Source organism: Stenotrophomonas sp. DDT-1, assembly GCF_001580555.1.
In the GTDB taxonomy this organism is placed as follows: Bacteria; Pseudomonadota; Gammaproteobacteria; order Xanthomonadales; family Xanthomonadaceae; genus Stenotrophomonas; species Stenotrophomonas sepilia.
Map to the genome: position 1 here is coordinate 1 of NZ_LEKR01000053.1, position 21,732 is coordinate 21,732.

Annotated in this window: 21 protein-coding genes and 1 pseudogene; 10 read left to right on the forward strand and 12 right to left on the reverse strand. The window is 67.1% G+C overall.

Features of this window, described 5'->3' with window-relative positions:
* Window positions 1-92 precede the first annotated feature (92 nt).
* Window positions 93-938, forward strand: a complete 846-nt coding sequence (locus AB839_RS18575) for a SirB1 family protein (protein ID WP_005419007.1) — start codon at window positions 93-95, stop codon at window positions 936-938.
* A gap of 59 nt (window positions 939-997) precedes the next feature.
* Here AB839_RS18575 and AB839_RS18580 read toward each other — a convergent pair whose 3' ends face one another.
* On the reverse strand, window positions 998-1,222 hold the full coding sequence (locus tag AB839_RS18580; protein ID WP_014038358.1) for a rubredoxin: 225 nt from the start codon (window positions 1,220-1,222) through the stop codon (window positions 998-1,000).
* Between the two features lie 34 nt (window positions 1,223-1,256).
* On the opposite strand from AB839_RS18580, the gene thiE reads away from it, so the two are divergent.
* Together thiE and hemL are read left to right on the forward strand one after the other, a co-directional pair.
* Entirely contained in the window at window positions 1,257-1,883 is a 627-nt protein-coding gene (thiE, locus tag AB839_RS18585) for a thiamine phosphate synthase (RefSeq protein ID WP_061480490.1), read from the forward strand.
* 18 nt (window positions 1,884-1,901) lie between these two features.
* Window positions 1,902-3,191 (forward strand): glutamate-1-semialdehyde 2,1-aminomutase, encoded by a 1,290-nt coding sequence (hemL, locus tag AB839_RS18590; RefSeq protein ID WP_061480491.1) that lies wholly within the window; start codon window positions 1,902-1,904, stop codon window positions 3,189-3,191.
* A 72-nt stretch (window positions 3,192-3,263) separates the two neighbouring features.
* Here the strand turns inward: hemL and azu are convergent, their stop codons facing one another.
* Entirely contained in the window at window positions 3,264-3,713 is a 450-nt protein-coding gene (azu, locus tag AB839_RS18595; protein ID WP_061480492.1) for an azurin, read from the reverse strand.
* A 122-nt stretch (window positions 3,714-3,835) separates the two neighbouring features.
* Here azu and AB839_RS18600 point away from each other — a divergent pair, with 122 nt between their 5' ends.
* Window positions 3,836-4,438, forward strand: a complete 603-nt coding sequence (locus AB839_RS18600; protein WP_061480493.1) for an HAD-IA family hydrolase — start codon at window positions 3,836-3,838, stop codon at window positions 4,436-4,438.
* Between the two features lie 93 nt (window positions 4,439-4,531).
* Here AB839_RS18600 and AB839_RS18605 read toward each other — a convergent pair whose 3' ends face one another.
* A complete protein-coding gene (locus AB839_RS18605; protein ID WP_061480494.1) occupies window positions 4,532-5,758 on the reverse strand; it encodes an acetylornithine transaminase in 1,227 nt (408 codons plus the stop codon).
* Between the two features lie 63 nt (window positions 5,759-5,821).
* On the opposite strand from AB839_RS18605, the gene AB839_RS18610 reads away from it, so the two are divergent.
* The gene (locus AB839_RS18610; RefSeq protein WP_049439908.1) at window positions 5,822-6,694 is read left to right on the forward strand and encodes an ion transporter; all 873 of its coding nucleotides are present in this window, start codon (window positions 5,822-5,824) and stop codon (window positions 6,692-6,694) included.
* 102 nt (window positions 6,695-6,796) lie between these two features.
* On the opposite strand, the gene AB839_RS18615 is transcribed toward AB839_RS18610, so the two are convergent.
* The 3 genes from AB839_RS18615 to AB839_RS18625 all read right to left on the reverse strand — a co-directional run bounded on the left by AB839_RS18615 (window position 6,797) and on the right by AB839_RS18625 (window position 9,802).
* Window positions 6,797-7,738, reverse strand: a complete 942-nt coding sequence (locus tag AB839_RS18615) for a YiiG family protein (protein WP_061480495.1) — start codon at window positions 7,736-7,738, stop codon at window positions 6,797-6,799.
* A gap of 160 nt (window positions 7,739-7,898) precedes the next feature.
* Window positions 7,899-8,891 carry a YiiG family protein gene (locus AB839_RS18620; protein ID WP_061480496.1) on the reverse strand — a complete coding sequence of 331 codons (993 nt, stop codon included), beginning with the start codon at window positions 8,889-8,891 and terminating at the stop codon, window positions 7,899-7,901.
* A gap of 92 nt (window positions 8,892-8,983) precedes the next feature.
* Window positions 8,984-9,802 (reverse strand): NAD(P)-dependent oxidoreductase, encoded by an 819-nt coding sequence (locus tag AB839_RS18625; protein ID WP_049439911.1) that lies wholly within the window; start codon window positions 9,800-9,802, stop codon window positions 8,984-8,986.
* A gap of 108 nt (window positions 9,803-9,910) precedes the next feature.
* Between AB839_RS18625 and AB839_RS18630 the strand changes: the two genes are divergently transcribed.
* Window positions 9,911-10,594, forward strand: coding sequence for a hypothetical protein (locus AB839_RS18630; protein ID WP_061480497.1), 684 nt, complete (start codon window positions 9,911-9,913; stop codon window positions 10,592-10,594).
* 109 nt (window positions 10,595-10,703) lie between these two features.
* Here AB839_RS18630 and AB839_RS18635 read toward each other — a convergent pair.
* Together AB839_RS18635 and AB839_RS18640 are read right to left on the reverse strand one after the other, a co-directional pair.
* A pseudogene (locus tag AB839_RS18635) lies at window positions 10,704-11,221 on the reverse strand (DUF2867 domain-containing protein).
* Window positions 11,218-11,880, reverse strand: coding sequence for a serine/threonine-protein kinase (locus AB839_RS18640; protein WP_049413709.1), 663 nt, complete (start codon window positions 11,878-11,880; stop codon window positions 11,218-11,220). Before AB839_RS18640 ends, AB839_RS18635 begins: the two are co-directional and overlap by 4 nt.
* 85 nt (window positions 11,881-11,965) lie before the next feature.
* On the opposite strand from AB839_RS18640, the gene AB839_RS18645 reads away from it, so the two are divergent.
* Window positions 11,966-13,960, forward strand: coding sequence for a bifunctional DedA family/phosphatase PAP2 family protein (locus AB839_RS18645; RefSeq protein ID WP_061480498.1), 1,995 nt, complete (start codon window positions 11,966-11,968; stop codon window positions 13,958-13,960).
* Window positions 13,961-14,057: 97 nt separating this feature from the next.
* On the opposite strand, the gene AB839_RS18650 is transcribed toward AB839_RS18645, so the two are convergent.
* The 3 genes from AB839_RS18650 to AB839_RS18660 all read right to left on the reverse strand — a co-directional run bounded on the left by AB839_RS18650 (window position 14,058) and on the right by AB839_RS18660 (window position 16,889).
* On the reverse strand, window positions 14,058-14,636 hold the full coding sequence (locus tag AB839_RS18650; protein ID WP_005419042.1) for an LON peptidase substrate-binding domain-containing protein: 579 nt from the start codon (window positions 14,634-14,636) through the stop codon (window positions 14,058-14,060).
* Window positions 14,633-15,997 (reverse strand): UDP-N-acetylmuramate:L-alanyl-gamma-D-glutamyl-meso-diaminopimelate ligase, encoded by a 1,365-nt coding sequence (gene mpl, locus AB839_RS18655; protein ID WP_061480499.1) that lies wholly within the window; start codon window positions 15,995-15,997, stop codon window positions 14,633-14,635. Before mpl ends, AB839_RS18650 begins: the two co-directional genes overlap by 4 nt.
* Window positions 15,998-16,325: 328 nt before the next feature.
* Window positions 16,326-16,889 carry an adenylate kinase gene (locus AB839_RS18660; protein ID WP_005419045.1) on the reverse strand — a complete coding sequence of 188 codons (564 nt, stop codon included), beginning with the start codon at window positions 16,887-16,889 and terminating at the stop codon, window positions 16,326-16,328.
* Between the two features lie 136 nt (window positions 16,890-17,025).
* Between AB839_RS18660 and AB839_RS18665 the strand changes: the two genes are divergently transcribed.
* Together AB839_RS18665 and AB839_RS18670 are read left to right on the forward strand one after the other, a co-directional pair.
* Entirely contained in the window at window positions 17,026-18,282 is a 1,257-nt protein-coding gene (locus AB839_RS18665) for a 6-phosphofructokinase (protein ID WP_061480500.1), read from the forward strand.
* Between the two features lie 117 nt (window positions 18,283-18,399).
* Window positions 18,400-18,789, forward strand: a complete 390-nt coding sequence (locus AB839_RS18670) for a DUF488 family protein (RefSeq protein WP_005419050.1) — start codon at window positions 18,400-18,402, stop codon at window positions 18,787-18,789.
* Between the two features lie 72 nt (window positions 18,790-18,861).
* Here AB839_RS18670 and AB839_RS18675 read toward each other — a convergent pair whose 3' ends face one another.
* A complete protein-coding gene (locus tag AB839_RS18675; protein ID WP_061480501.1) occupies window positions 18,862-19,365 on the reverse strand; it encodes a hypothetical protein in 504 nt (167 codons plus the stop codon).
* Between the two features lie 308 nt (window positions 19,366-19,673).
* On the opposite strand from AB839_RS18675, the gene AB839_RS18680 reads away from it, so the two are divergent.
* Window positions 19,674-21,701 (forward strand): sodium-translocating pyrophosphatase, encoded by a 2,028-nt coding sequence (locus AB839_RS18680; protein ID WP_061480502.1) that lies wholly within the window; start codon window positions 19,674-19,676, stop codon window positions 21,699-21,701.
* Window positions 21,702-21,732: the final 31 nt, after the last annotated feature.

The window sequence follows — 21,732 nt, forward strand, 5'->3', positions numbered from 1 at the left end:
CAGATCCCATTCGCTCGCGAAAGGCATCTGACCCCTGAATTTTTCACGCGACACCGCTTGAAACCGCCTGCGAATGACGCCAGTCTGTGGCCATGCAGGACCGGATCACACTCCCCGACTGGGATGCCCTGGCCGACCTCGAAGACGAGGCGCTGCCACTGTTGCCGACCGCGCTGCTGATCGCGCGCGATGAGTACCCCGATCTGCAGCCGTCCACCTACGACGCGCTGATCCAGAGCCATGTCGAGCACCTCCGCTCGGAAGTGGAGAGCATCGACAACAGCCCGCTGAAGATGGCGGCGATCAACCGCCACCTGTTCGACGAGCTGGGCTACAGCGGCGACCACGACGAGTACTACGACCCGCGCAACAGCTACCTCAACCAGGTATTCGAGCGCCGCCTGGGCAATCCGATCTCGCTGGCGCTGGTGCAGATGGAAGTCGCGCGCCGGCTGGGTATTCCGCTCGATGGCGTGTCCTTCCCCGGCCACTTCCTGGTGCGCCTGCCGGTGGACGACGGCGTGCTGGTGATGGACCCGTTCAACGGTGGCCGACCGCTGGACGTGGACGAACTGCGCGAGCGGGCCAAGTCACATCTGGGCGGGCAGATGCCCGACGACCAGGTGCTGGCGCAGATCCTCGACCCGGCGCCCGCGCGCGCGATCCTGATGCGCATGCTGCGCAACCTGCACGGCGTGTATGCCGAAGCCGGCGAGTGGGACCGCGCCGCGCGCAGTGCCGACCGCCTGCTGAAGCTGGCCCCGGAGCAGGACGATGCGCTGCGCGACCGCGGCCTGGCCTATCTGCAGCTGGAGTACCTGGCCGGTGCCCGCCACGATCTGGGCCAGTACCTGAAGCGCAACCCGGAAGCCAGCGATGCGCAGTGGCTGCGCGAGAAGCTGATCGACCTCGGCGGGCCGATGCCGCGGCTGCATTGAGGGAGTCGGTGTGTGGACCAACGGTCCACACCCACCGGATGGGCCGGGTGGCCCTCCAGTCAATCGACCTCGACCATCTCGAAATCGGCCTTGGTCACCCCGCAATCCGGGCAGGTCCAGGTCTCGGGAATGTCCTCCCAGCGCGTCCCTGGCGCGATGCCTTCCTCCGGCAAGCCTTCCGCTTCGCTGTACAGGAAGCCGCAGACCACGCACATCCAGGTGCGCAAAGTGGTGGGGGTGGCGTCGCTCATCGGATAATCAGGACTGGATTCACGGGCCGCCATTGTCCCATCGCGGTCCACTCACCGGTAGCCATCGATGACTTCTGCTTCCCCGGCGCCCCGCGGCGTCTACCTGATCACCCCGGACGAGCCCGATACCGCACGCCTGCTGGCCCGTACCGCACCCTTGCTGGCCGCCGGCGCCACCTGGCTGCAGTACCGCAACAAGACCGCAAGCGACGCGCTGCGGCGGGAGCAGGCCACCGCGCTGCAGGCACTGTGTGCGGACCACGGCGTGCCGCTGATCGTCAACGATGACCCGGCGCTGGCCAAGGCCGTGGGCGCGGCGGGCGTGCACCTGGGCGGCACCGACGGCGACATCCCCAGCGCGCGCGCCCTGCTCGGCCCCGAGGCCATCATCGGCGCCTCCTGCTATGACCAGCTGGCCAATGCCGAGAGGGCCGTGGCCGCCGGCGCCAGCTACGTGGCCTTCGGCGCGTTTTTCCCGACCACCACCAAGATCACCACCAGCCGCGCCCATACCGACCTGCTGCGGCAAAGCGCCGCACTGGGCGTGCCGCGGGTGGCGATCGGCGGGCTGACGCCGGACAATGTCGGTCCCATCATCGACGCCGGTGCCGATCTGGTCGCCGTGGTCAGCAGCGTGTTCGCCGCCGAAGACCCGGTCGCGACCCAGCGCGCCTTCCTCGCCCAGTTCGCGTAACGCCCAGGATATTCCCCCATGAACCACGACCAGTCCCACGCCCTGTTCTCCCGCGCCCAGCAGCTGTTGCCGGGCGGCGTCAATTCGCCGGTGCGCGCGTTCAAGTCGGTCGGCGGCGAACCGTTCTTCGTCGAGCGCGCCGACGGCGCCTACCTGTACGACGTCGACGGCAACCGCTACATCGACTACGTCGGCTCCTGGGGCCCGATGATCGTCGGCCACAACCACCCGGCGGTACGCCAGGCGGTGAAGAAGGCGATCGACAACGGCCTGTCATTCGGCGCGCCATGCGCGGCCGAGGTGACCATGGCCGAGACCATCACCCGCCTGGTGCCGTCGTGCGAGATGGTGCGCATGGTCAACTCCGGCACCGAGGCCACCCTGTCGGCGATCCGCCTGGCGCGTGGCGCCACCGGCCGCAACCGCATCGTCAAGTTCGAAGGCTGCTACCACGGCCACGGCGACTCGTTCCTGGTCAAGGCCGGCAGCGGCATGCTGACCCTGGGCGTGCCGACCTCGCCGGGCGTCCCGGCCGGGCTGAGCGAACTGACCCTGACCCTGCCCTACAACGACTTCGAAGCGGCCACTGCGCTGTTCGAGCAGCAGGGCGATGACATCGCCGGCCTGATCATCGAACCGGTGGTCGGCAACGCCAACTGCATCCCGCCGCGCGAGGGCTACCTGCAGCACCTGCGCGAACTGTGCACGAAACACGGCGCGCTGCTGATCTTCGACGAAGTGATGACCGGCTTCCGCGTCGCCCTCGGCGGTGCGCAGGCGCACTACGGCATCACCCCGGACCTGACCACGTTCGGCAAGATCATCGGCGGCGGCATGCCGGTGGGTGCGTACGGCGGTCGCCGCGAGCTGATGCAGCAGATCGCCCCGGCCGGCCCGATCTACCAGGCTGGCACGCTGAGCGGCAACCCGGTGGCGATGGCCGCTGGCCTGGCGATGCTGGAGCTGATCCAGCAGCCGGGTTTCCACGACGACCTGGCCGAACGCACCGCACGCCTGTGCGCCGGCCTGGAAGCGGCCGCCGCCGAAGCCGGCGTGGCGGTGACCACCACCCGCGTGGGCGCGATGTTCGGGCTGTTCTTCACCAGTGAGAAGGTGGAGACCTATGCGCAGGCCACCGCCTGTGACATCCCAGCGTTCAACCGCTTCTTCCACGCGATGCTGGAGCAGGGCGTGTTCCTGGCGCCGTCGGCGTACGAGGCCGGCTTCCTGTCCAGCGCCCACGATGACGCGGTGATCGAGGCCACCCTCGCCGCTGCACGCGTGGCATTCAAGGCCGCCAAGGGCTGATCGCAAAGAAAGGGGACGGAGGGGATTAAGTCGTTTGTGCATAAACGACTTAATCCCCTCCGTCCCCTTTTTTCAACCGAAGACGAACTTGCCCTTCATCATCGCGAAGTGGCCGGGGAACGAGCAGAAGAAAGTGTAGTCGCCGCCCTTCTGCAGGCCCTGGGTGGAAAAGCGCACGCGCGTGGTCTCGCCACCACCAATTACTTTGGTGTGCGCCAGCACGCGCTTGTCGGCCTTCGGCAGGTAGCTGTCGGCCAGGGTCATGCGCATGCCTGCCAGTGCCACCGGCTGGTAGTCGGCCGTGCGGGTCAGCACCCAGTTATGGCCCATCGCGGTAGCGGCCAGCTTGCCGGTATGGCGCAGGGTCAGATCCACGGCGGTGCAATCAGCGGCGAGCTTGATCTCGCGACTGCTGAAGCTCATCTGGTCGGTGCTGTCGATGCTCACCGCACACACCCGCGCCATCGCCGACGGCGCCAGCATCAGCGCGCCCAGTCCCACTGCCACCCACCAAGCCTTCATCGTTGCCTCTCCTGCGGTTCAAGCACCATTCTAGGCAGGCCCCTGCGGCCGCGTCTGCGACCGTCTGTCGCATGCCCACTCCAGGGTTTCCCGCGCACTCACTGCAATGGCATGCTCGACCGATGCGGATCGACCTGTTGCTGCTGGATGTGGACGGCGTGCTGGTGCAGTACCAGCGCGCGCAGCGCGTGCTGCACCTGGCGCAGGCACTGGATGTTACCCCTGCCGCAGTGCAGGCGGCGCTGTTCGACAGCGGACTGGAAGCGGCGCATGACAACGGCACGCTGCAGGGTCCGGCCTATCTGGCGCAGCTGGGGGCGTGCCTGGGCAGGACCGTCGATGTACCCAGCTGGATCGCCGCACGCCAGGCGGCCAGCCATCCGCAGCACGCGGTGCTGCAGCGGCTGCAGGTTCTGCAGCTGCCACTGGCGGTACTGACCAACAACGGCGCGCTGATGGCACAGGCGCTGCCCACCCTGCTGCCGGAACTGTTCCCTGCGCTGCAGGGACGCGTGTTCTGCAGCGCCGATTTCGGCCTGCGCAAACCTGAGCCCGCAGTATTCCTGCGCACACTCGACGTACTGGGCGTGGCGCCTTCGCACACGCTGTTCGTCGATGACCTGTTCGCCAATGTGCGCGGCGCACGCGCCGCCGGCCTGCACGCGGAAACCGTGCGCGATGGCCGTGGATTGGGCAAGGTGTTGAAGCGCTATAGGATCGCGTGACGCGCTGTAGAGCCGAGCCCATGCTCGGCTCCTGTTGCCTGACATCGCGATGAGCCGAGCGTAGGCTCGGCTCTACAGATGCCTCTGCCGGCTTCAGCGCGCGGCAATGAACGCAGCAATCGCTGCGCGCAGGCGCTTGAGGCCTTCGGCCACTTCTTCGTCGGTGATGTTCAGCGACGGCACGAAGCGCAGCACGTCCGGGCCGGCCTGCAGGGTCAGCAGGCCGTGCTCGGCGGCATGGTCGAGGATCGCCCCGGCCTGGCCGGCGAAGTCCTTGCCCAGCACCGCGCCCAGCATCAGGCCGCGGCCACGCACGTCGCTGAACACACCAAACTCGTCGTTGATGCGGGCGAAGCCATCGCGCAGCGCCTTCGACTGGCGGCTGACATTGGCGGCGATCTCCGCCGAGGCCAGCTTGCGCAGTGCCACGCGGGCCACCGCGGCGGCCAGGGGGTTGCCGCCGAAGGTGGTGCCGTGCGCGCCGAACTGCATGGTCTCAGCCACCTTCGGGCCGGCCAGCATCGCGCCGATCGGGAAGCCGCCACCGAGTGCCTTGGCCAGGGTGACCATGTCCGGCACCACATCATCCTGCCAGTGCGCGAACAGCGTGCCGGTGCGGCCCATGCCGGCCTGGATCTCGTCCAGCACCAGCAGTGCGTTGTGCTGGTCGCACAGCTCGCGCACGCGCTTGAGGAAGCCGGACTTGGCCGGCATCACGCCGCCCTCGCCCTGGATCGGCTCCAGCATCACCGCCGCCACGTCGCCGGCGGCCATCGCGGTTTCCAGCTGCACCTCATCGTTGAAATCGATGTAGCGGAAGCCACCGGGCAGCGGCTCGTAGCCTTCCTGGTACTTCGGCTGGGCAGTAGCGGTCACCGCGCCCATCGTGCGGCCGTGGAAGCTGCCACGGAAAGTGATGATCACCCGCTTGTCGGCGGGACGGCCCTGGCTGGAGGCCCACTTGCGGACCATCTTGATCGCCACTTCGTTGGCTTCGGCGCCGGAATTGCACAGGAACACGCGCTCGGCGAAGCGGCTGACCTTCACCAGCTCCTCGGCCAGGTGCAGCGGCGGTGCGCTGTAGAACACATTGCTGGTGTGCCAGAGCTTGCCGGCCTGCTCGACCAGCGCGGCCACCAGGTCCGGATCGTTGTGGCCCAGGCCGCACACGGCGATACCCGCAGCCAGGTCGATGAACTCACGCCCCTGGCTGTCCCACACGCGGGCGCCCTGGCCTCGTTCCAGTACCACCTGGCGGGGCTTGTAGACCGGCAGGTAATAGTGCGAAAGGGAGATCAGCGGATCGGTAGCGGCGGTCATGGCAGTCGGCAGGGTTCAGGAATCCCCATTCTCGCGCCGGAACCCCTGCGGCACAATGCGCCCATGCGACCGTTTTCCGCCCCCCAGCTGAACCCCGCCACCGAGACCGGCTGGCGCCGTCGGTGGTTCGACATCATCTACCGCCATGACTCGCGGCCCTCGCGCAACTTCGACTTGATCCTGGTGGTGGCGATCGTCGCCAGCATCCTGGTGGTGATGATCGACAGCGTGCAGCACCTGCATGCCGAGTGGTCCACCGGCCTGTACATCCTGGAATGGGGCTTCACCATCATCTTCACCGCCGAGTACCTGCTGCGGCTGGCGGTGGTCAAGCGCCCGCTGCGCTACGCGGTGAGCATCTGGGGCATCATCGACCTGCTGTCGATCCTGCCCGCCTACCTGTCGATGTTCATCCCGGGCGCGCAGAGCCTGCTGGTGGTGCGTGCGCTGCGCATCCTGCGGGTATTCCGCATCCTCAAGCTGACCCGCTACATCGAGGAAAGCGGCGTCCTGATGACGTCGCTGTGGCGCAGCCGGCGCAAGGTGCTGGTGTTCCTGTTCACGGTGATCACCATCACCATCATCGCCGGGGCGCTGATGTACGTGATCGAGGGCCCCGAACACGGCTTCACCAACATCCCGGCCAGCATGTACTGGGCGGTGGTGACCATGGCCACGGTCGGCTTCGGCGACATCGTGCCGCAGACCGTGCTGGGCCGCTTCGTCACCTCGGTGCTGATCCTGATCGGCTACAGCATCATCGCCGTGCCTACCGGCATCTACACCGCCGAACTGGCCAGCACCATGCGCGAAGCCGAGCTGGCGGCGCGCCGTGATGCCCGCGGCTGCCCGCACTGCGGGCTGGAAGGCCACGAGCCGGATGCACGGCATTGCCGCAGATGTGGCGGTGAACTGCCGGATGCATTCAGCCATTGAGTCACATGCCGGCCAGCGGCCGGCACTACCAACCCCGCAGGGTGCGCGCCGGGCATGGCCCGGCGCTACCGTGGGCAGATCCACGCCCTGTGTGGATCGCCCTCAGCGCATGCGGTTGCTGGTGGTCACCAGGTCGTTGTAGGCATCCAGAATCGTCGACTGTGCGCCTTCAGGGTCGGTGGTGAGCCAGCTGCCCGACGCCTTGCGCTCGGCGGCCAACGCATCGGCGGTGATCGGCTTGCCCTGCTCCAGACGCTCGACACCGCGACCGGCGCTACGCACCAGCTTGTCGGCCGAGCGCTGCACATGGCCCCACATCGGGTCGTCCTTGCCGACACCACCGTTCTGGATTTCCGTCACCAGCGCCTGATAGTCGGCCAGCTGGCCGCGCAACACCGCAACGTCCGGTGCCTCGCCCTGGAACGCCATCGCCAGCTGCTTGCCATCGCCGACAAGGCGCAGGTGGTAATAGGCCAGCGAGCGGCCTTCGCTTTCCTCGATCTGCTTCAGCTGGGCGGCGCGGCGATCGTTCTCGTTCTTTTCCAGCGCCGCATCCATTGCTTCGCTGGCCTTGAAGAAATCAGCATAGGCCTGCATCAGCGGGGCATGCTGGCTGCGCATCCCTTCGCCACCATCGCGACGATAGTCCTCGCGGGTGAAGTACCCATCGGCACGCTCGATCAGGGTGTTCAGTGCCTGGAATGCCTGCTGGTACTGTCGCGCGGGTGCATCCAGTGGCGTGGCAGGGGTCTTTGCCAGCGCATCGGTCAGCGGCTGGCCGCAGTACTCGACGCGGTGCGACAACACCTTGCCAGGTGAGCGCGGCTGCGCTTCCTTGCCGGTTGGACCGGCTTCGGAATCCTTCATCCAACCGGTGTAGGTCTGGAAACCCTCGTGGATGGGCTGTTCGACGCCGTTGTAGCACTCGATATAGGCGTTCACCTTTTCCAGCCCGGGATCGGCGACAGCCAGCCCGGCCGGGTTGTTGCAGCCGGCCAGCGCGCAGAGCAGGAGAACAGGAATCAGGCGTGTGGATGCGTTCAAATCAGTTCCTTGCACCAGTGAAAACTGCAGGCATCGTCATGCATGGCGCGAGCGCGCGCTCCAGCACCTCGGGAAGGTGCTGGCATTCGGGGCTGCGGGGCGTGTCATGTCGCGATCAACCTGCTCAATTGCGACAAAAATAACGCGTTGAGCTTCCCGCCTACTGGCGGTTGCTCTGGAAAACGAGCGAGTTGTATTCCTGCATCAGCTTGCTGGCAGAGCCACGCGGTGCCATCGAGGGCGAATCCAGCATGCGCCGTTCGAAATCGCTGTAGGGCGTCTTGCTGCTGACCCGCTGCAGCCGCTCCTTGCCTTCCCGACGGAAGTTCTCGGCTTCGCGCTCGAAGCTGTTCCAGTCCAGCTTGCCCGGCTCCTGATCGGCCACCTTGGCATGCGCCTCGTCGGAAATACGGTTGAAGGCGTCGAGTCGTTCACGGGCTTGGGCCGGATCAAAGTCGTCCTCGCTCATCAGCTCCACGATCGCCTTGGCTTCCAGCATCATCGCCAGACGGTAATACTCGCGCGTTCGCCCCTCGGCCTGTTCCAATACCTTGAGCTGCTCGCGCTGGGCAGCGTCATTCTGGCGCTCCAGCTCGGCGTTGAACGTTTCGCTGGCAGCCACGAAGTCCTTGAATGCGGCCATCAAGGGCGCGTGCAGCTGCTTGCCCTTGGCAAACTGGTCGTCTTCGTAGTCCTGGCGATCATAGTAGTCGTGCGCCTCCTTGCTGACCGGCACCAGCGCCTTCAGCGCCTGCTGGTAATGCCCAGCAGCGGCATCGAGCTCAGCCAGCGCCGGCTTGGCAGCCATCGCCTCGGTCACGGGGCCATCGCACTGCTTCATGTCGTAATCGCTGATCTCGAACGGACCGTACACCTGTGTCTCGCGCCCGCTCGGGCCGGCCTCGACGTCCTTGATCCAGCGCGTGTAGGACTGGAGGCTGTCGTGCGTCTTCGAATCAAGCGCGTTGAAGCAGCCGATGTAGGCGTTGAGCTTCGCCGTCAACTGCTGCTGTGCGTCCGACGGCACCGTGTTGACCTCCGGCGTGCCTGCGGCGCCGGCGTCGCCAGCAGTTGCAGGGGCCTTGCCACCGCAGGCGGCCAGGACAAGCGACAGCGAAGCGGCCAGCGCCGCGATGGAAAGCGTACGTGTCATGTGTTCACATCCCTGTTGAAAACGATTACAGCCCTGCATTCTAGCGCAGCAGGCCGAGGGCCGCAGCCCTCGGCCCTTGCGCAACGTAGCACTCAGTCCAGGAACAGATCCGGCAACAACGACCGCGACGGGTCCACGGCATAGCCGGACAGATCGCTGACGCCGGCCTGTGCCAGCACTTCATCGTCGATCAGGAACTGGCCGTGGAAACCCGCCGCCTCACGCACCAGCACCGCATGCGCGGCGTCGGCCATGATCTGCGGCGTACGGCAGCCCGCTGCATCCACGCCCGGAATCATGTTGATTGCATCGGTGGCGATCACCGTGCGCGGCCACAGCGCGTTCACCGCCACACCCTGCGGGCCGAATTCCGCGGCCAGGCCGAGCGTGACGAAGCTCATGCCCATCTTCGCCAGCGTGTAGCCGGTATGCGCGCCCCACCACTTCGGTTCCAGGCTGGGCGGCGGCGCCAGGGTCAGGATGTGCGGATTCGGCGCCTGCAGCAGGTACGGCAGGCAGGCCTGCGCGCACAGGAAACTGCCGCGCGAATTGACCTGCTGCATCAGGTCGAAGCGTTTCATCGGCGTATCCAGCGTGCCACGCAGCCAGATCGCGCTGGCATTGTTGACCAGGATGTCGATGCCACCAAAGGCGTCGACCGTGGCGGCAACCGCCGCCTGCACCTGCTCTTCCTCGCGGATGTCGCACTTCAGCGCCAGCCCCTGGCCGCCGGCCGCGGTAACGGCTTCGGCTGCGGTATGGATGGTGCCCGGCAGCTTTGGGTTCGGCACCGCCGACTTGGCCGCAATCGCCACGTTGGCGCCGTCACGCGCAGCGCGCAGTGCGATGGCCAGGCCGATGCCACGCGAGGCACCCGTGATGAAAAGCGTTTTGCCCTGCAGACTGCCCACGTTCCACACTCCAGCGTATGCAATGAGCCGCTAGTATGCCGCGCCGACGTGGAGTTCACCCGGGCTTGACGATACTAGGGCCTCCAGTCAACGCACGAGGTTCACGCCATGCGCCGTTCCCGCCTGTTGCTGCCTGCCCTGGGGCTTGCCCTGCTGACCGCCTGCCAGGGCCGTTCGCCGGAACCCGGCAAGGAACCGTCGGCCGGTGACACGCCCAGCGCAGAAAAAGCCGCCGCGGACGGCAAGCTGCGCTGGAGCGAGGCAGTGGTGTGGGATGGCGACCTCAACGCCTGCCGCCAGGGCGAGAATGCGGCCACGCGTGAGTGCCTGCACGATGCGATGCGCGCTGGTGGCGCAAGCGCCGATGCCATTGCTGCCGCCGAACAGTTGTCCACCGGCGGCGAGCTGGCCTACGTGACGGCCTGGCATGAGAACGAAGGCCTGGGCATTGCCACGGTCGAGTATCCGTTCCGCGCCAACACCAACGAGGGCACCCGCCTGGTCGACGCCACCGGCAAGCGCATCGATGTGGATGCCGTGCAGCTGGACGACACCCTGCGTGCCGACCCCGCCGTGCAGGCCCTGCTGAAGGACCACCCGCAGGCCACGCCGTTCGCACCGGCGCAGTCGGCCGGCGCCTCGCCATTGGATAACGGCGGCATCCGGCTGCTGTACCGCACACCGCTGCGCGACTGCCACGCCTGCCCGGACGTGGGAGAGTTGCAGATCGCCTATGACTTCGACGCCAAGCGCAACTTCATTGGCCAGCAGGTGGTGCCGGCGACGCCGTAAGGTCACAAGCCTCTGTAGAGCCGAGCCATGCTCGGCTCATTGAATGCAGCCGAGCACGGCTCGGCTCTACAATACGGTTCTCCCCGGCGCATCCACGCATGGCGTGGATCTACCGGTACGCCTGCGCCTGCTTCCTCAGCAGATGCGGCACGATCAGCCGGTGCACCGGCGCAACTGGCAGCATGTACACGCGATGTACACGCGCCGGAACGCGTTGTGCGTATGCACCACCGTTGCCACTTCCAGCACGTCGCCGTGCCACTGCAGGGCCAGCTGCACACGCAGATGGCGGTCGTCGTCTTCCAGCACGATGGCATCGTCACTGAGCGACTGCAGGGTGAAGATGCCCAGTCGATGCCCGGGTTGAGGATCCGCAACATCCTGCACCGCGCGCAACGAGCCCAGGTGCTTCATGCCGAGCAGGCGCATGCCGCGATTGCGCAGCGCCATCAGCCCATCGAACCAGCCGGGAATGGTCGCGGCCATATCGCGATAGGCCTGCAAGGCCGAACGCCCATCACGATGGGTCGTTGCCTGGCAGGCATGCACGAAGTCGGCGCCGGCCAGCTGTGGGCGCAGGACACTGCGCGCGCTTGGCGGGCCGGTCACCACCTGCGCAGTGCTCACGGCTTCGGCCCCTGCCCCTCGTTGTCTTCCCAATGCAGGATGCGGCGGGTGACGAAGCGGTAGACCGGCTTGCCGGTGGCGAACCACAGTTCGCGCACCCACGAGGTGCGCTTGAGCACCCGCTTCTCCACCGGGGTGAGCGACTCGCGGCAATACATGCGCTTGTGCTTGAGCAGGTGGCGCAGGTCCTCGCGGGCCAGCAGGCGCATCCAGCGCGAGCGCGGGTTGCCGATCACTGCCAGCTGGAAATCGATCAATGCCGGGCGGCCGTCTTCGGTCACCAGCCAGTTGGCTTCCTTGGCCAGGTCGTTGTGGGCCACGCCGCGCCGATGCAGCTGCTGCAGCAGCCGACGCGCGGCGCGGAACCAGGCCAGGTCGCCACGCGGTGGGCGCTGGTACATGGCGTCGCCGGCCATGAAACTGCGGTCGAGATGATGCCCATTCCACGCCAGCAGCTGCGGCACATCGGCCATGCCGTGGATATGGCGCAGCGCGCGCGCTTCGCGGCGGGCCAGCCACCAGGCCGGCAGCCGCAACCACAGCGGCGTGGCGCCCAGGTCACGGCGTACGAAGGGGCCGGCCGGCCCTTCCACACGGAGGATGCGACCGAAGCTGTCGGCCTTCAAAGCATGCGGTGGCGTGTCTGGCGTATGCGGCATGGGCCCATTCTAGGCGATGGCGCCGGTTGCAAACGGTCACCAAGCGGCTGGGAACCAGTCACCTTCACGCCCCTATAATCGGGCAATGGACTCTTCATGGATCGACGCCACGCTCGCGTGGATTGCCGCTCACCCCGTGCTGGCGGGTGCCGTTATCTTCCTCATCGCCTTCTGCGATGCGGTGATCATTCTCGGTGCCATCGTGCCGGCCCTGCCGCTGCTGTTCGCGGTGGGCGTGTTCATCGGACTGGGCCAGATCTCCGGGCCGTACGCGGTGGCCGCAGCCGCACTGGGCGCGTTCGCCGGTGATGGCATCAGTTACTGGATCGGGCGCCGCTGGGGTGACCGCCTGCGTGGCGTGTGGCCCTTCAGCCGTTACCCGCAGCTGCTCGACCGCGGCGAAAACCTGTTCCGCCGCAATGCCTTCAAGAGCATCCTGGTGGCACGCTACGTCGGCGCGATCCGGCCGTTCGTGCCCGCCATCGCGGGCATGATGAAGATGCCAGCCAGCCGCTATGTGCAGGCCAGTGGCATCGCCAGCATTTCATGGGCGGTGCTGTTCCTGGCCCCGGGCTGGATTCTTGGCGAGGCCTATGACGCGGTGGCCGCCGTAGCCGGTCGGCTGGTGGTGGTGGTCGGCCTGCTGGCGGTGATCCTCGGCCTGGTCTGGGCCATCGTGCTGTACGGCTACCGCTGGTCGGCCGCGCGCATGGACAACTGGCTGGCACGCCTGCTTGACTGGTCCAACCGCCATCCGACGCTGGGCCGCTACACCGTCGGTGTGCTGGACCCGAAGCGGCGCGAGTCGGTGCCGCTGGCGATGCTGGCGCTGATGCTGCTGGTGCTGGGCTGGGGCTGGTTCGCGCTGCTGACCGTGGTGGTCGCGCATGGCGAGCCGCTGGCGATCGACCTGCTGATACACCAGGCCATGCTGGCCCTGCGCAACCCGCTGGCCGATTACCCGATGGCCGCGCTGGCGTCGCTGGGCGCCTGGCAGGTGCTGCTGCCGGCCACTGCGGCGGCGATGGGCTACCTGGTCTGGCGCCGGCGCTGGATGGCGGCCGCACACTGGCTGGCCGCGCTGGCCTTCGGCCTGGCGCTGACCATGCTGCTCGGCGCTACCGTCGACGTGGTGCGTCCGGTCGACGCCAGCAGCGGCTTCGGCTTCCCGTCGGTGTCGGTGACGATGGCCACCATCACCTTCGGCTTCTTCGCAGTGCTGATCGCCCGCGAGATGCCCGGCCGCACCCGCGTCTGGCCGTACCTGGTGTCGGGCATCGTGGTCAGCCTGATCGGTTTCTCGCGCCTGTACCTGGGCGCGCATTGGCTGAGCGATGTGATCGGCGGCATGCTGTTCGGCACGTTCTGGCTGCTGGTGCTGGGCATCGCCTACCGCCGCCGCTTCAACCGCTCGTTCTGGGTGAAGCCGGTGGCATGGCTGTTCTACGGCGTCTTCGCCGTCGCCGCGATGTGGTACGCACCGCGCAATATCCCGGTGAAGCTGGAACGCTTCGAGCCGACCTTGCCGGCCCCGCAGGCAATGGACACGCAGGCCTGGTGGCAGCACGACTGGGCGACACTGCCGGCGCGCCGCAACGAGTTCGATGACGACCAGCGCTGGCCGCTGGACGTACAGGTGGCCGGTCCGCTGGCACCGCTGCAGGCGCAACTGGAAGCGCGCGGCTGGAAGCGGCAGGAGCAGGCCGGCTGGCAGCAGGCGCTGCTGATGCTGGACAAGAACACCGGCGCCGATGAACTGCCGGTGCTGCCGGCGACGCTGGAAACCCGCGTGGAAGCGCTGTTGATGGTACGCCCGGGTACACACCGTGATGAGCGCTACGTACTGCGGCTGTGGCCGGCCCCTGCGCAGTTGCAGCCGGGCAACACGCCGCTGTGGCTGGGCAGTGCACAGACCCTGCGCTACGAACGCCATTTCGAGTGGATCGGCATGTGGCACCCGCTGCGTGGCGTCGACCCGGCATTGAATGCCGTGAAGGACGCCGTGCAGGACCTGCCGCAGCGCGAGGACGTGCACAGCGAAACCGGGTTGCCGGTGCTGCGGCTGAAGACCACACCGTGATGGAGCCGCCGGGCATGGCCCGGCGCTACCGGAACACGGACGGGTAGCGCCGGGCCATGCCCGGCGGAGGTAGATCCACGAGACGCGTGGATGGCTGCTACGGCATCCAGCCCAGCAGCTGCTGCAATCGCTGGTGCGGGTCGTCCATCTGCAGCAGCTGAAGGCGCTGCTGCTCGCTCAGCGGCAGCAGTTCGGCCAGCCGCCAGCCGACCCAGCTGGCCTGGTCCAGCAGCGCCGGATTGGCCGGCGCATAGGCCTCGCCGGCCTGCTCGATGATGTGCCCCAGCACCGTGGCCAGCAGTGCATGCTGCGGCCGCAGTTCGTCATCGGGGTCTTCCTCGCACCAGCGCACATCAGCCACCACCAGGCCGTTGTCGCGCACGCGGGTGCGCTCGACATGGAAGCGACGGGTGCCGCGCAGGCGCAGCTGCAGCACGCCGTCGGCGCCGACATCGAAGTCTTCGATGCGTACCTGCACGCCAAAGGCGGCCGGTGTCGCCGGTGCGCCGACCTCCTCGCCCTCGAGGATCAGGCAGACACCAAATCCCTCACCACTGCGGCCGCTGTCGCGGACCAGGTCCAGATAGCGCCGCTCGAACACGCGCAGGCCCACCGCTGCACCCGGTACCAGCGCGGTGTGCAGCGGGAACAGCGGCAGCGAGCCGTCGCCGCTCATCGGGCCTGCAGCGCGGCGAGGAAGCGTCGCGGGGCACCGTCGAAGCCACCGTTGGACATGAATACCACGTGGTCACCACTGCGCGCGCTGGCCTGCAGCTGCGCCAGCAATGCGTCGGTATCGGGCACCGCGTGGGCCTGGCCACGCACCGCGGCGATCACCGCCGCAGCATCCCAGGCCAGTTCCGGGCGATGCAGGAACACCACTTCATCGGCCAGCGCCAGCGAGGGAGCCAGCGCCTGCGCATGTGCGCCCAGCCGCATCGAGTTGCTGCGCGGCTCCATCGCGACCACGATGCGCGCATCACCCACCTTGGAACGCAGGCCCTCCAGCGTGGTGGCGATCGCAGTCGGATGGTGGGCGAAATCGTCGTAGACGGTGATGCCGTCATGGCTGCCGATCACTTCCATGCGGCGCTTGACGCTGCGGAAGCGCGCCAGCGCCGGGATCACCTCGGCCGGCGCCACGCCTACCGCGTGCGCGGCGGCCAGCGCGGCCAGACCGTTGAGCACGTTGTGGCGGCCCAGCAGCGACCACTGCACATCACCCAGCGCCTGCCCACGATGGTGCACGCGGAACGCGCTGCCGTCGGCAGCCAGCAGCTCGGCATGCCATTCCAGCGCCGGATCGAAGCCGAAGCGCTCGACCGGGGTCCAGCAGCCCATCGCCAGCACATCGGCCAGGTACGGATCCTCGCCGTTGACGATCAGCCGGCCACGTGCGGGTACGGTACGCACCAGATGGTGGAACTGGCGCTGGATCGCGGCCACGTCCGGGAAGATATCGGCGTGGTCGTACTCAAGGTTGTTGAGGATGGCCACCAGCGGCCGGTAGTGCACGAACTTGCTGCGCTTGTCGAAGAAGGCCGTGTCGTACTCATCGGCCTCGACCACGAACTCGCGGCCCTGGCCCAGGCGGGCGGAGACACCGAAATCCTCGGCGACACCGCCGATCAGGAAGCCCGGCGAGCGGCCTGCACTTTCCAGCAGCCAGGTGAGGATGGTGGTGGTGGTGGTCTTGCCGTGGGTACCGGCCACGGCCAGCGTATCGCGGCCCGGCAGCACCTGTTCGGACAGCCACTGCGCGCCGGAGATATAGCGCTGGCCGGCATCGAGCACGGCTTCCACGGCGGCATTGCCGCGCGACAGCGCGTTGCCGATCACCACCTCGTCGGTGCCGGCCGGCACGCTGTCGGCACGGTAGCCCTGGTCCAGGATGATGCCCAGCTGTTCGAGCTGGGTCGACATCGGCGGGTAGATGGCCTGGTCGCTGCCGCTGACGGAATGCCCAAGTTCCCGCGCCAGGGCGGCCACGCCGCCCATGAAGGTGCCGGCAATTGCAAGGATATGTACGCTGCTCATGACCGAGGATTGTGACCGATGACGGCTGTATAGGGCCAATGTCCGCTATCGGGTAAGACAACCCCTACACGGGATGTGAGAAAACTCCAATCAGCTGTCAGGGAATTCCCGATAGCGATGTTCTGTGAACCCGGACACAATTCGAACTGCCAGCCGCAGTACCCGAACCGGTCCTACTCCCCAAGAGGCCATCCCCAAGGGAGCTCATGCTGCGGGGCCCTGAGCAAGCCCTTCGCTGGCGCCTATCAAACGACACAGGCCTGATCCTCGCGGACCAGGCCTGTGTTTTTTGCGCCCGAAGGACCGGAAGCATGCCGGCCCCGCCGGATCAGGCCTTGATCGCTGCCAGGATGCGGGCTTCGATCTCGTCCAGCTCACCGACGCCATCGACGCGGGCCAGGGTGCCACGGCCGGCGTAGAAATCGACCACCGGGGCGGTCTGGTCGTTGTAGACCTGCAGGCGCTGGCGCACCGCTTCCGGGTTGTCATCGGCGCGGCCCTGCTCCTTGGCGCGGCCGGCGATGCGGTCGACCAGCAGCTCGGTGGGCACATCCAGCTGTACCACCGCGTCCAGCGGCTGGCCGATCTTGGCCAGCAGGCCGTCCATCGCATTGGCCTGGGCCACGTTGCGCGGATAACCGTCAAGGATGAAGCCCTTGGCGACATCGGCCTGGGTCAGGCGCGACTCCAGCATGCCCAGCAGGATGTCGTCCGACACCAGGTTGCCGGCATCCATCACCGTCTTGGCCTGCTTGCCCAGCTCGGTGCCGGCGGCGATTTCCGCGCGCAGCATGTCACCGGTCGAAATGTGGGCGATCCCCAGCTTTTCCTTCAGGCGCGTCGCCTGTGTCCCCTTGCCCGAACCGGGCGGTCCCAACAGAACCAATCGCATTGACCTGACTCCAACGTGTTGAAAACAAAGAAGGTTCGCGTCCCGGACGGTCCGGTATCGCTGCACCGCAATAGCGCCACTTTACCGCATCCGGGTAATGTCCCTGCAATGTCCCCTCCCCCGAGCAGGTAGAAGCATGCGCAACGGTACTCTCCTTTATGCCCAGTCCGGCGGTGTCACCGCCGTCATCAATGCCACGGCGGCAGCGGTGATCGAGCAGGCCCGGGCCAAGGGCATCAAGGTCCTGGCCGCCCGCAACGGCATCCTCGGCGCGCTGCGCGAGGAGCTGATCGACACCAGCAGGGAGAGTGCCGCCGCGATCCGCGCCCTCGCCCATACCCCGGGCGGCGCCTTCGGCTCGTGCCGGGTCAAGCTGAAATCGCTGGATGCCGACCGCGCCCGCTATGACCGCCTGCTGGAGGTGCTGCAGGCCCACGACGTGCGCTGGTTCCTCTACAACGGCGGCAACGACTCGGCCGACACCGCACTGAAGGTCTCGCAGCTGGCCAAGGCCTCCGGCTACGACCTGACCTGTATCGGCGTGCCCAAGACCATCGACAACGACCTTGCCGTTACCGATACCTGCCCCGGCTTCGGATCAGCGGCCAAGTACACCGCGGTCTCAGTGCGCGAGGCGGCACTGGACGTGGCGGCGATGGCCGAAACCTCCACCCGTGTCTTCATCTACGAAGCGATGGGTCGCCACGCTGGCTGGCTGGCCGCCGCCGCCGGCCTGGCCGGCAACGGTGATGACGAAGCGCCGCACATCATCCTGCTGCCTGAGCGCGCCTACGACGAGGCCACGTTCCTGGCCAAGGTGAAAGCCGTGGTCGAGCGCGTCGGCTACTGCGTGGTGGTGGCGTCGGAAGGCATTGCCACCGCCGATGGCCGCTTCGTTGCCGATGCCGGCGGTGGCAAGGACTCGTTCGGTCATTCGCAGCTCGGCGGCGTGGCGGCGCACCTGGCCGGCCGAGTCAAGGATCAGCTGGGCCTGAAGGTGCACTGGGCACTGCCCGATTACCTGCAGCGCTCGGCCCGCCACCTGGCCAGCAGGACCGACTGGGAGCAGGCGCAGGCGGTGGGCAAGGCCGCGGTGCAGCTGGCCCTGAAGGGCCGGAATGGCGTGATGCCGGTGATCGTGCGCAGCAGCGATTCACCGTATCGTTGGAAGATCGAAGCCGCGCCGCTGTCGAAGATCGCCAACCACGAGAAGAAGATGCCGGCTGGTTTCATCCGCCGCGATGGCTTCGGCATCACGGCCAGGGCACGCGCCTACCTGTCACCACTGATCAAGGGCGAAGCACCGCTTCCCTATGGCACCGATGGCCTGCCGAAGTACGTCACCCTGAAGAACGTGGCGGTGAAGCAGAAACTGCCGGCCTTCGAAGGCTGACCTGAAAAAGGGGACGGAGGGGATTAAGTCGCATACGCCCCTCTGTCATCTCCAACAGCATCAGCAGTGGGTCGGATACGACTTAATCCCCTCCGTCCCCTTTTCATGGAGGTCATCATGGCACTGCGTGTTGTTCGACTCGGTACGCCGCGCCAACCCGGCGAGGGACTGCGCATCGGCACGGTGCGGCGGCCGCCGCGCGGCGTGCCGCGCAGCGAGTTCGCCCGACAGGACTGGTACGACGTCTGGTTTCCGACCCTGTCACCCAGCGCGGAGCTGGTGAAGCGGGCACATGAGGCAACGACGGCGGCCGATTGGACCGCCTTCTTCCGCCATTACAAGGCCGAGATGAAGGCGCCCGATGCCGCCCACGCGCTGGACCTTCTGGCCGCGATGTCGCAACACAGCGACATCAGCGTGGGCTGCTACTGCGAGGATGAAGCGCACTGCCACCGCAGGGCATTGCGCGAGCTGCTGGTGGCGCGCGGGGCAATGCTGGCGGATTGATCAGCCGGATGCCGGCCAGCGGCTGGCACTACCACGCGTGGATGGCGGCGTGGGCGCAGCGCCCGCGCCACCTCAATTGCAAGCCTTGCCTTCCATCTGCAGCTGCGCGGCGAACATCGTCACCTGCGGAATCTGGCCGGCGGCGGCCTGCTTCTTCGCCTCTTCCAGATAAATGCGCGATTGGCCCTGCCCGTCCAGCTCGACCTTGTGGCTCGACGGCAGGCGCCACACCCGCACCACCGCCTGCTGCGCCGGGCACGCGGCATTGGGCACGCGGATCACATCATTGAGCTTCCAGCCCTTGTCGGCACTCGGCTGCGCCTTGGTGTAATCGACGAAGCGCGCGCGTGGCTGGCATTGCTCGCTGGTCCGGACGGCGGAGAAGCGATATGGCGCGGCGGCATCACCGGTGAACGCACCTTCCAGCCGCGCGCAGGCCTCGGGGATCTGCCGCAGCGTATGCACCGCGCCCACCGCCTGCGGCGCACCGACCGCACGCTGCAGTTCCGGCGTTTCCGCAGCAAAGGCCGGTGCGGCCGGGACCAGGGCGGCAAGCATCAACAGGGACAGGCGCATGGGGGATCTCCTACGGGGCTGTGCGCAGGCTTGCAGAGGCTGCCTTAACGGGGTGCAAAGGCCGTTGGCTCGCCAATCATGCCCAGGGCCCGACGGCATGCGCCGCGGCTCCCAGGAGCCAGTCGAGCATGGCTCGACTCTACAAGTGACGGCACGCATACTGCGGGCACCAGGGAATGCTGAACACCGCCATACGTCGGACGACCGCCCAGGTCGGTACGGGTTGGTTCCAGGCTGCAGCCCGTCGTCCCCCTCGTGGTGCCGTTCATCGCCACTGGATGCCTACATCCATTCTGCGGAGGGGTCTAATGCTGGAACGTCACGGGCTGTCACTGGCGCTGGGCTGCGCCATTCTCGCGATCCTGTTCGGAATCGTCTCGGCGCGCTGGATCCTGCGCCAACCCACCGGCAATGCGCGCATGATCGCGATCGCCACCGCGATCCAGGAAGGTGCGCGTGCCTACCTCAACCGCCAGTACCTGACCATCGGCATCGCCGGCGTGGTGCTGTTCGTACTGGTCGGTGTGTTCCTCAGCTGGTACACCGCGGTCGGCTTTGCGGTCGGCGCGGTGCTGTCCGGCGCGGCCGGCTACATCGGCATGAACGTGTCGGTACGCGCCAACGTGCGCACCGCCGAGGCCGCACGCCATGGCATCAGTGCGGCGATGGACGTCGCCTTCCGCGGCGGCGCGATCACCGGCATGCTGGTGGTCGGGCTGGGCCTGCTGGGCGTGGCCGGCTACTACGCACTGCTGCTGCGCATGGGCCTGCCGATGGAACAGGCGCTGCACGCGCTGGTCGGCCTGGCCTTCGGCTCTTCACTGATCTCGATCTTCGCGCGGTTGGGCGGTGGCATCTTCACCAAGGGCGCCGACGTGGGCGCCGATCTGGTCGGCAAGGTCGAAGCCGGCATTCCCGAAGACGATCCGCGCAATCCGGCGGTGATCGCCGACAACGTCGGTGACAACGTCGGCGACTGCGCCGGCATGGCGGCCGACCTCTTTGAAACCTATGCAGTGACCGTCATCGCCACCATGCTGCTGGGCAGCCTGATGCTGGCCGAAGCCGGTGCCAATGCCGTGCTGTATCCGCTGGTACTGGGCGGCGTGTCGATCATCGCGTCGATCATCGGCGCGCTATTCGTCAAGGTGAAGCCCGGCGGCTCGATCATGGGCGCGCTGTACAAGGGCGTGATCGTTTCCGGCGTGCTGGCCGCCATCGCCTTCTACCCGATCACCACCGGACTGATGTCCGACAACGTGCATGGACCGACGGCGCTGTATGGCTGCGCGCTGATCGGCCTGGTCCTGACCGGCCTGATCGTGTGGATCACCGAGTACTACACCGGCACCCAGTACAAGCCGGTGCAGCACGTGGCGCAGGCCTCGACCACCGGCCACGGCACCAACATCATTGCCGGCCTCGGCATCTCGATGAAATCCACCGCGCTGCCGGTGGTGGCGGTGTGTGCGGCGATCTGGGGCGCATTCGCACTGGGCGGCCTTTACGGCATCGCCATTGCCGCAACCGCCATGCTGTCGATGGCAGGGATGATCGTCGCCCTCGATGCCTACGGCCCGATCACCGACAACGCCGGTGGCATCGCCGAAATGGCCGAGCTGCCTTCGGAGATCCGCGACATCACCGATCCACTGGATGCGGTGGGCAACACCACCAAGGCCGTGACCAAGGGCTATGCGATCGGCTCGGCGGCGCTGGCGGCACTGGTGCTGTTCGCCGACTACACCCACAACCTGCAGGCAGCCAATCCCGGCCAGGAATTCCGCTTCGATCTCAGCGACCACACGGTGATCATCGGCCTGTTGATCGGCGGCCTGATTCCCTACCTGTTCGGTGCGATGGCGATGGAAGCGGTCGGCCGCGCGGCAGGCGCAGTGGTGGAAGAAGTGCGCCGCCAGTTCCGCGAGATTCCCGGCATCATGCAGGGCACCGGCAAGCCGCAGTACGACAAGGCGGTGGACATGCTGACCCGCTCGGCGATCCGCGAAATGATCGTGCCCTCGCTGTTGCCGGTCGCCGTGCCGGTGGTGGTCGGCCTGCTGCTGGGGCCGCGCGCACTGGGCGGCCTGCTGATCGGCACGATCGTCACCGGCCTGTTCGTGGCCATCTCGATGACCACCGGCGGCGGCGCCTGGGACAATGCCAAGAAATACATCGAGGATGGCCACTTCGGTGGCAAGGGCAGCGAGGCGCACAAGGCCGCGGTGACCGGCGATACCGTCGGTGACCCGTACAAGGACACGGCCGGCCCGGCGATCAATCCGCTGATCAAGATCATCAACATCGTGGCGCTGCTGCTGGTGCCGCTGTTGTAGATCCGCGCGACGCGCGGATGGCAGGCTTGAC

Excerpts from the sequence above, each read along its gene's own strand:
- AB839_RS18630 (WP_061480497.1), top strand. The coding sequence starts at position 9,911 with ATGCGCCGTTCCCGCCTGTTGCTGCCTGCCCTGGGGCTTGCCCTGCTG.
- AB839_RS18575 (WP_005419007.1), top strand. The coding sequence starts at position 93 with ATGCAGGACCGGATCACACTCCCCGACTGGGATGCCCTGGCCGACCTC.
- AB839_RS18670 (WP_005419050.1), top strand. The coding sequence starts at position 18,400 with ATGGCACTGCGTGTTGTTCGACTCGGTACGCCGCGCCAACCCGGCGAG.
- AB839_RS18610 (WP_049439908.1), top strand. The coding sequence starts at position 5,822 with ATGCGACCGTTTTCCGCCCCCCAGCTGAACCCCGCCACCGAGACCGGC.
- AB839_RS18675 (WP_061480501.1), bottom strand. The coding sequence starts at position 19,365 with ATGCGCCTGTCCCTGTTGATGCTTGCCGCCCTGGTCCCGGCCGCACCG.
- AB839_RS18680 (WP_061480502.1), top strand. The coding sequence starts at position 19,674 with ATGCTGGAACGTCACGGGCTGTCACTGGCGCTGGGCTGCGCCATTCTC.
- AB839_RS18620 (WP_061480496.1), bottom strand. The coding sequence starts at position 8,891 with ATGACACGTACGCTTTCCATCGCGGCGCTGGCCGCTTCGCTGTCGCTT.
- AB839_RS18650 (WP_005419042.1), bottom strand. The coding sequence starts at position 14,636 with ATGAGCGGCGACGGCTCGCTGCCGCTGTTCCCGCTGCACACCGCGCTG.
- AB839_RS18660 (WP_005419045.1), bottom strand. The coding sequence starts at position 16,889 with ATGCGATTGGTTCTGTTGGGACCGCCCGGTTCGGGCAAGGGGACACAG.
- AB839_RS18605 (WP_061480494.1), bottom strand. The coding sequence starts at position 5,758 with ATGACCGCCGCTACCGATCCGCTGATCTCCCTTTCGCACTATTACCTG.
- azu (WP_061480492.1), bottom strand. The coding sequence starts at position 3,713 with ATGAAGGCTTGGTGGGTGGCAGTGGGACTGGGCGCGCTGATGCTGGCG.
- hemL (WP_061480491.1), top strand. The coding sequence starts at position 1,902 with ATGAACCACGACCAGTCCCACGCCCTGTTCTCCCGCGCCCAGCAGCTG.
- mpl (WP_061480499.1), bottom strand. The coding sequence starts at position 15,997 with ATGAGCAGCGTACATATCCTTGCAATTGCCGGCACCTTCATGGGCGGC.
- AB839_RS18665 (WP_061480500.1), top strand. The coding sequence starts at position 17,026 with ATGCGCAACGGTACTCTCCTTTATGCCCAGTCCGGCGGTGTCACCGCC.
- AB839_RS18600 (WP_061480493.1), top strand. The coding sequence starts at position 3,836 with ATGCGGATCGACCTGTTGCTGCTGGATGTGGACGGCGTGCTGGTGCAG.
- AB839_RS18640 (WP_049413709.1), bottom strand. The coding sequence starts at position 11,880 with ATGCCGCATACGCCAGACACGCCACCGCATGCTTTGAAGGCCGACAGC.
- AB839_RS18645 (WP_061480498.1), top strand. The coding sequence starts at position 11,966 with ATGGACTCTTCATGGATCGACGCCACGCTCGCGTGGATTGCCGCTCAC.
- AB839_RS18580 (WP_014038358.1), bottom strand. The coding sequence starts at position 1,222 with ATGGCGGCCCGTGAATCCAGTCCTGATTATCCGATGAGCGACGCCACC.
- thiE (WP_061480490.1), top strand. The coding sequence starts at position 1,257 with ATGACTTCTGCTTCCCCGGCGCCCCGCGGCGTCTACCTGATCACCCCG.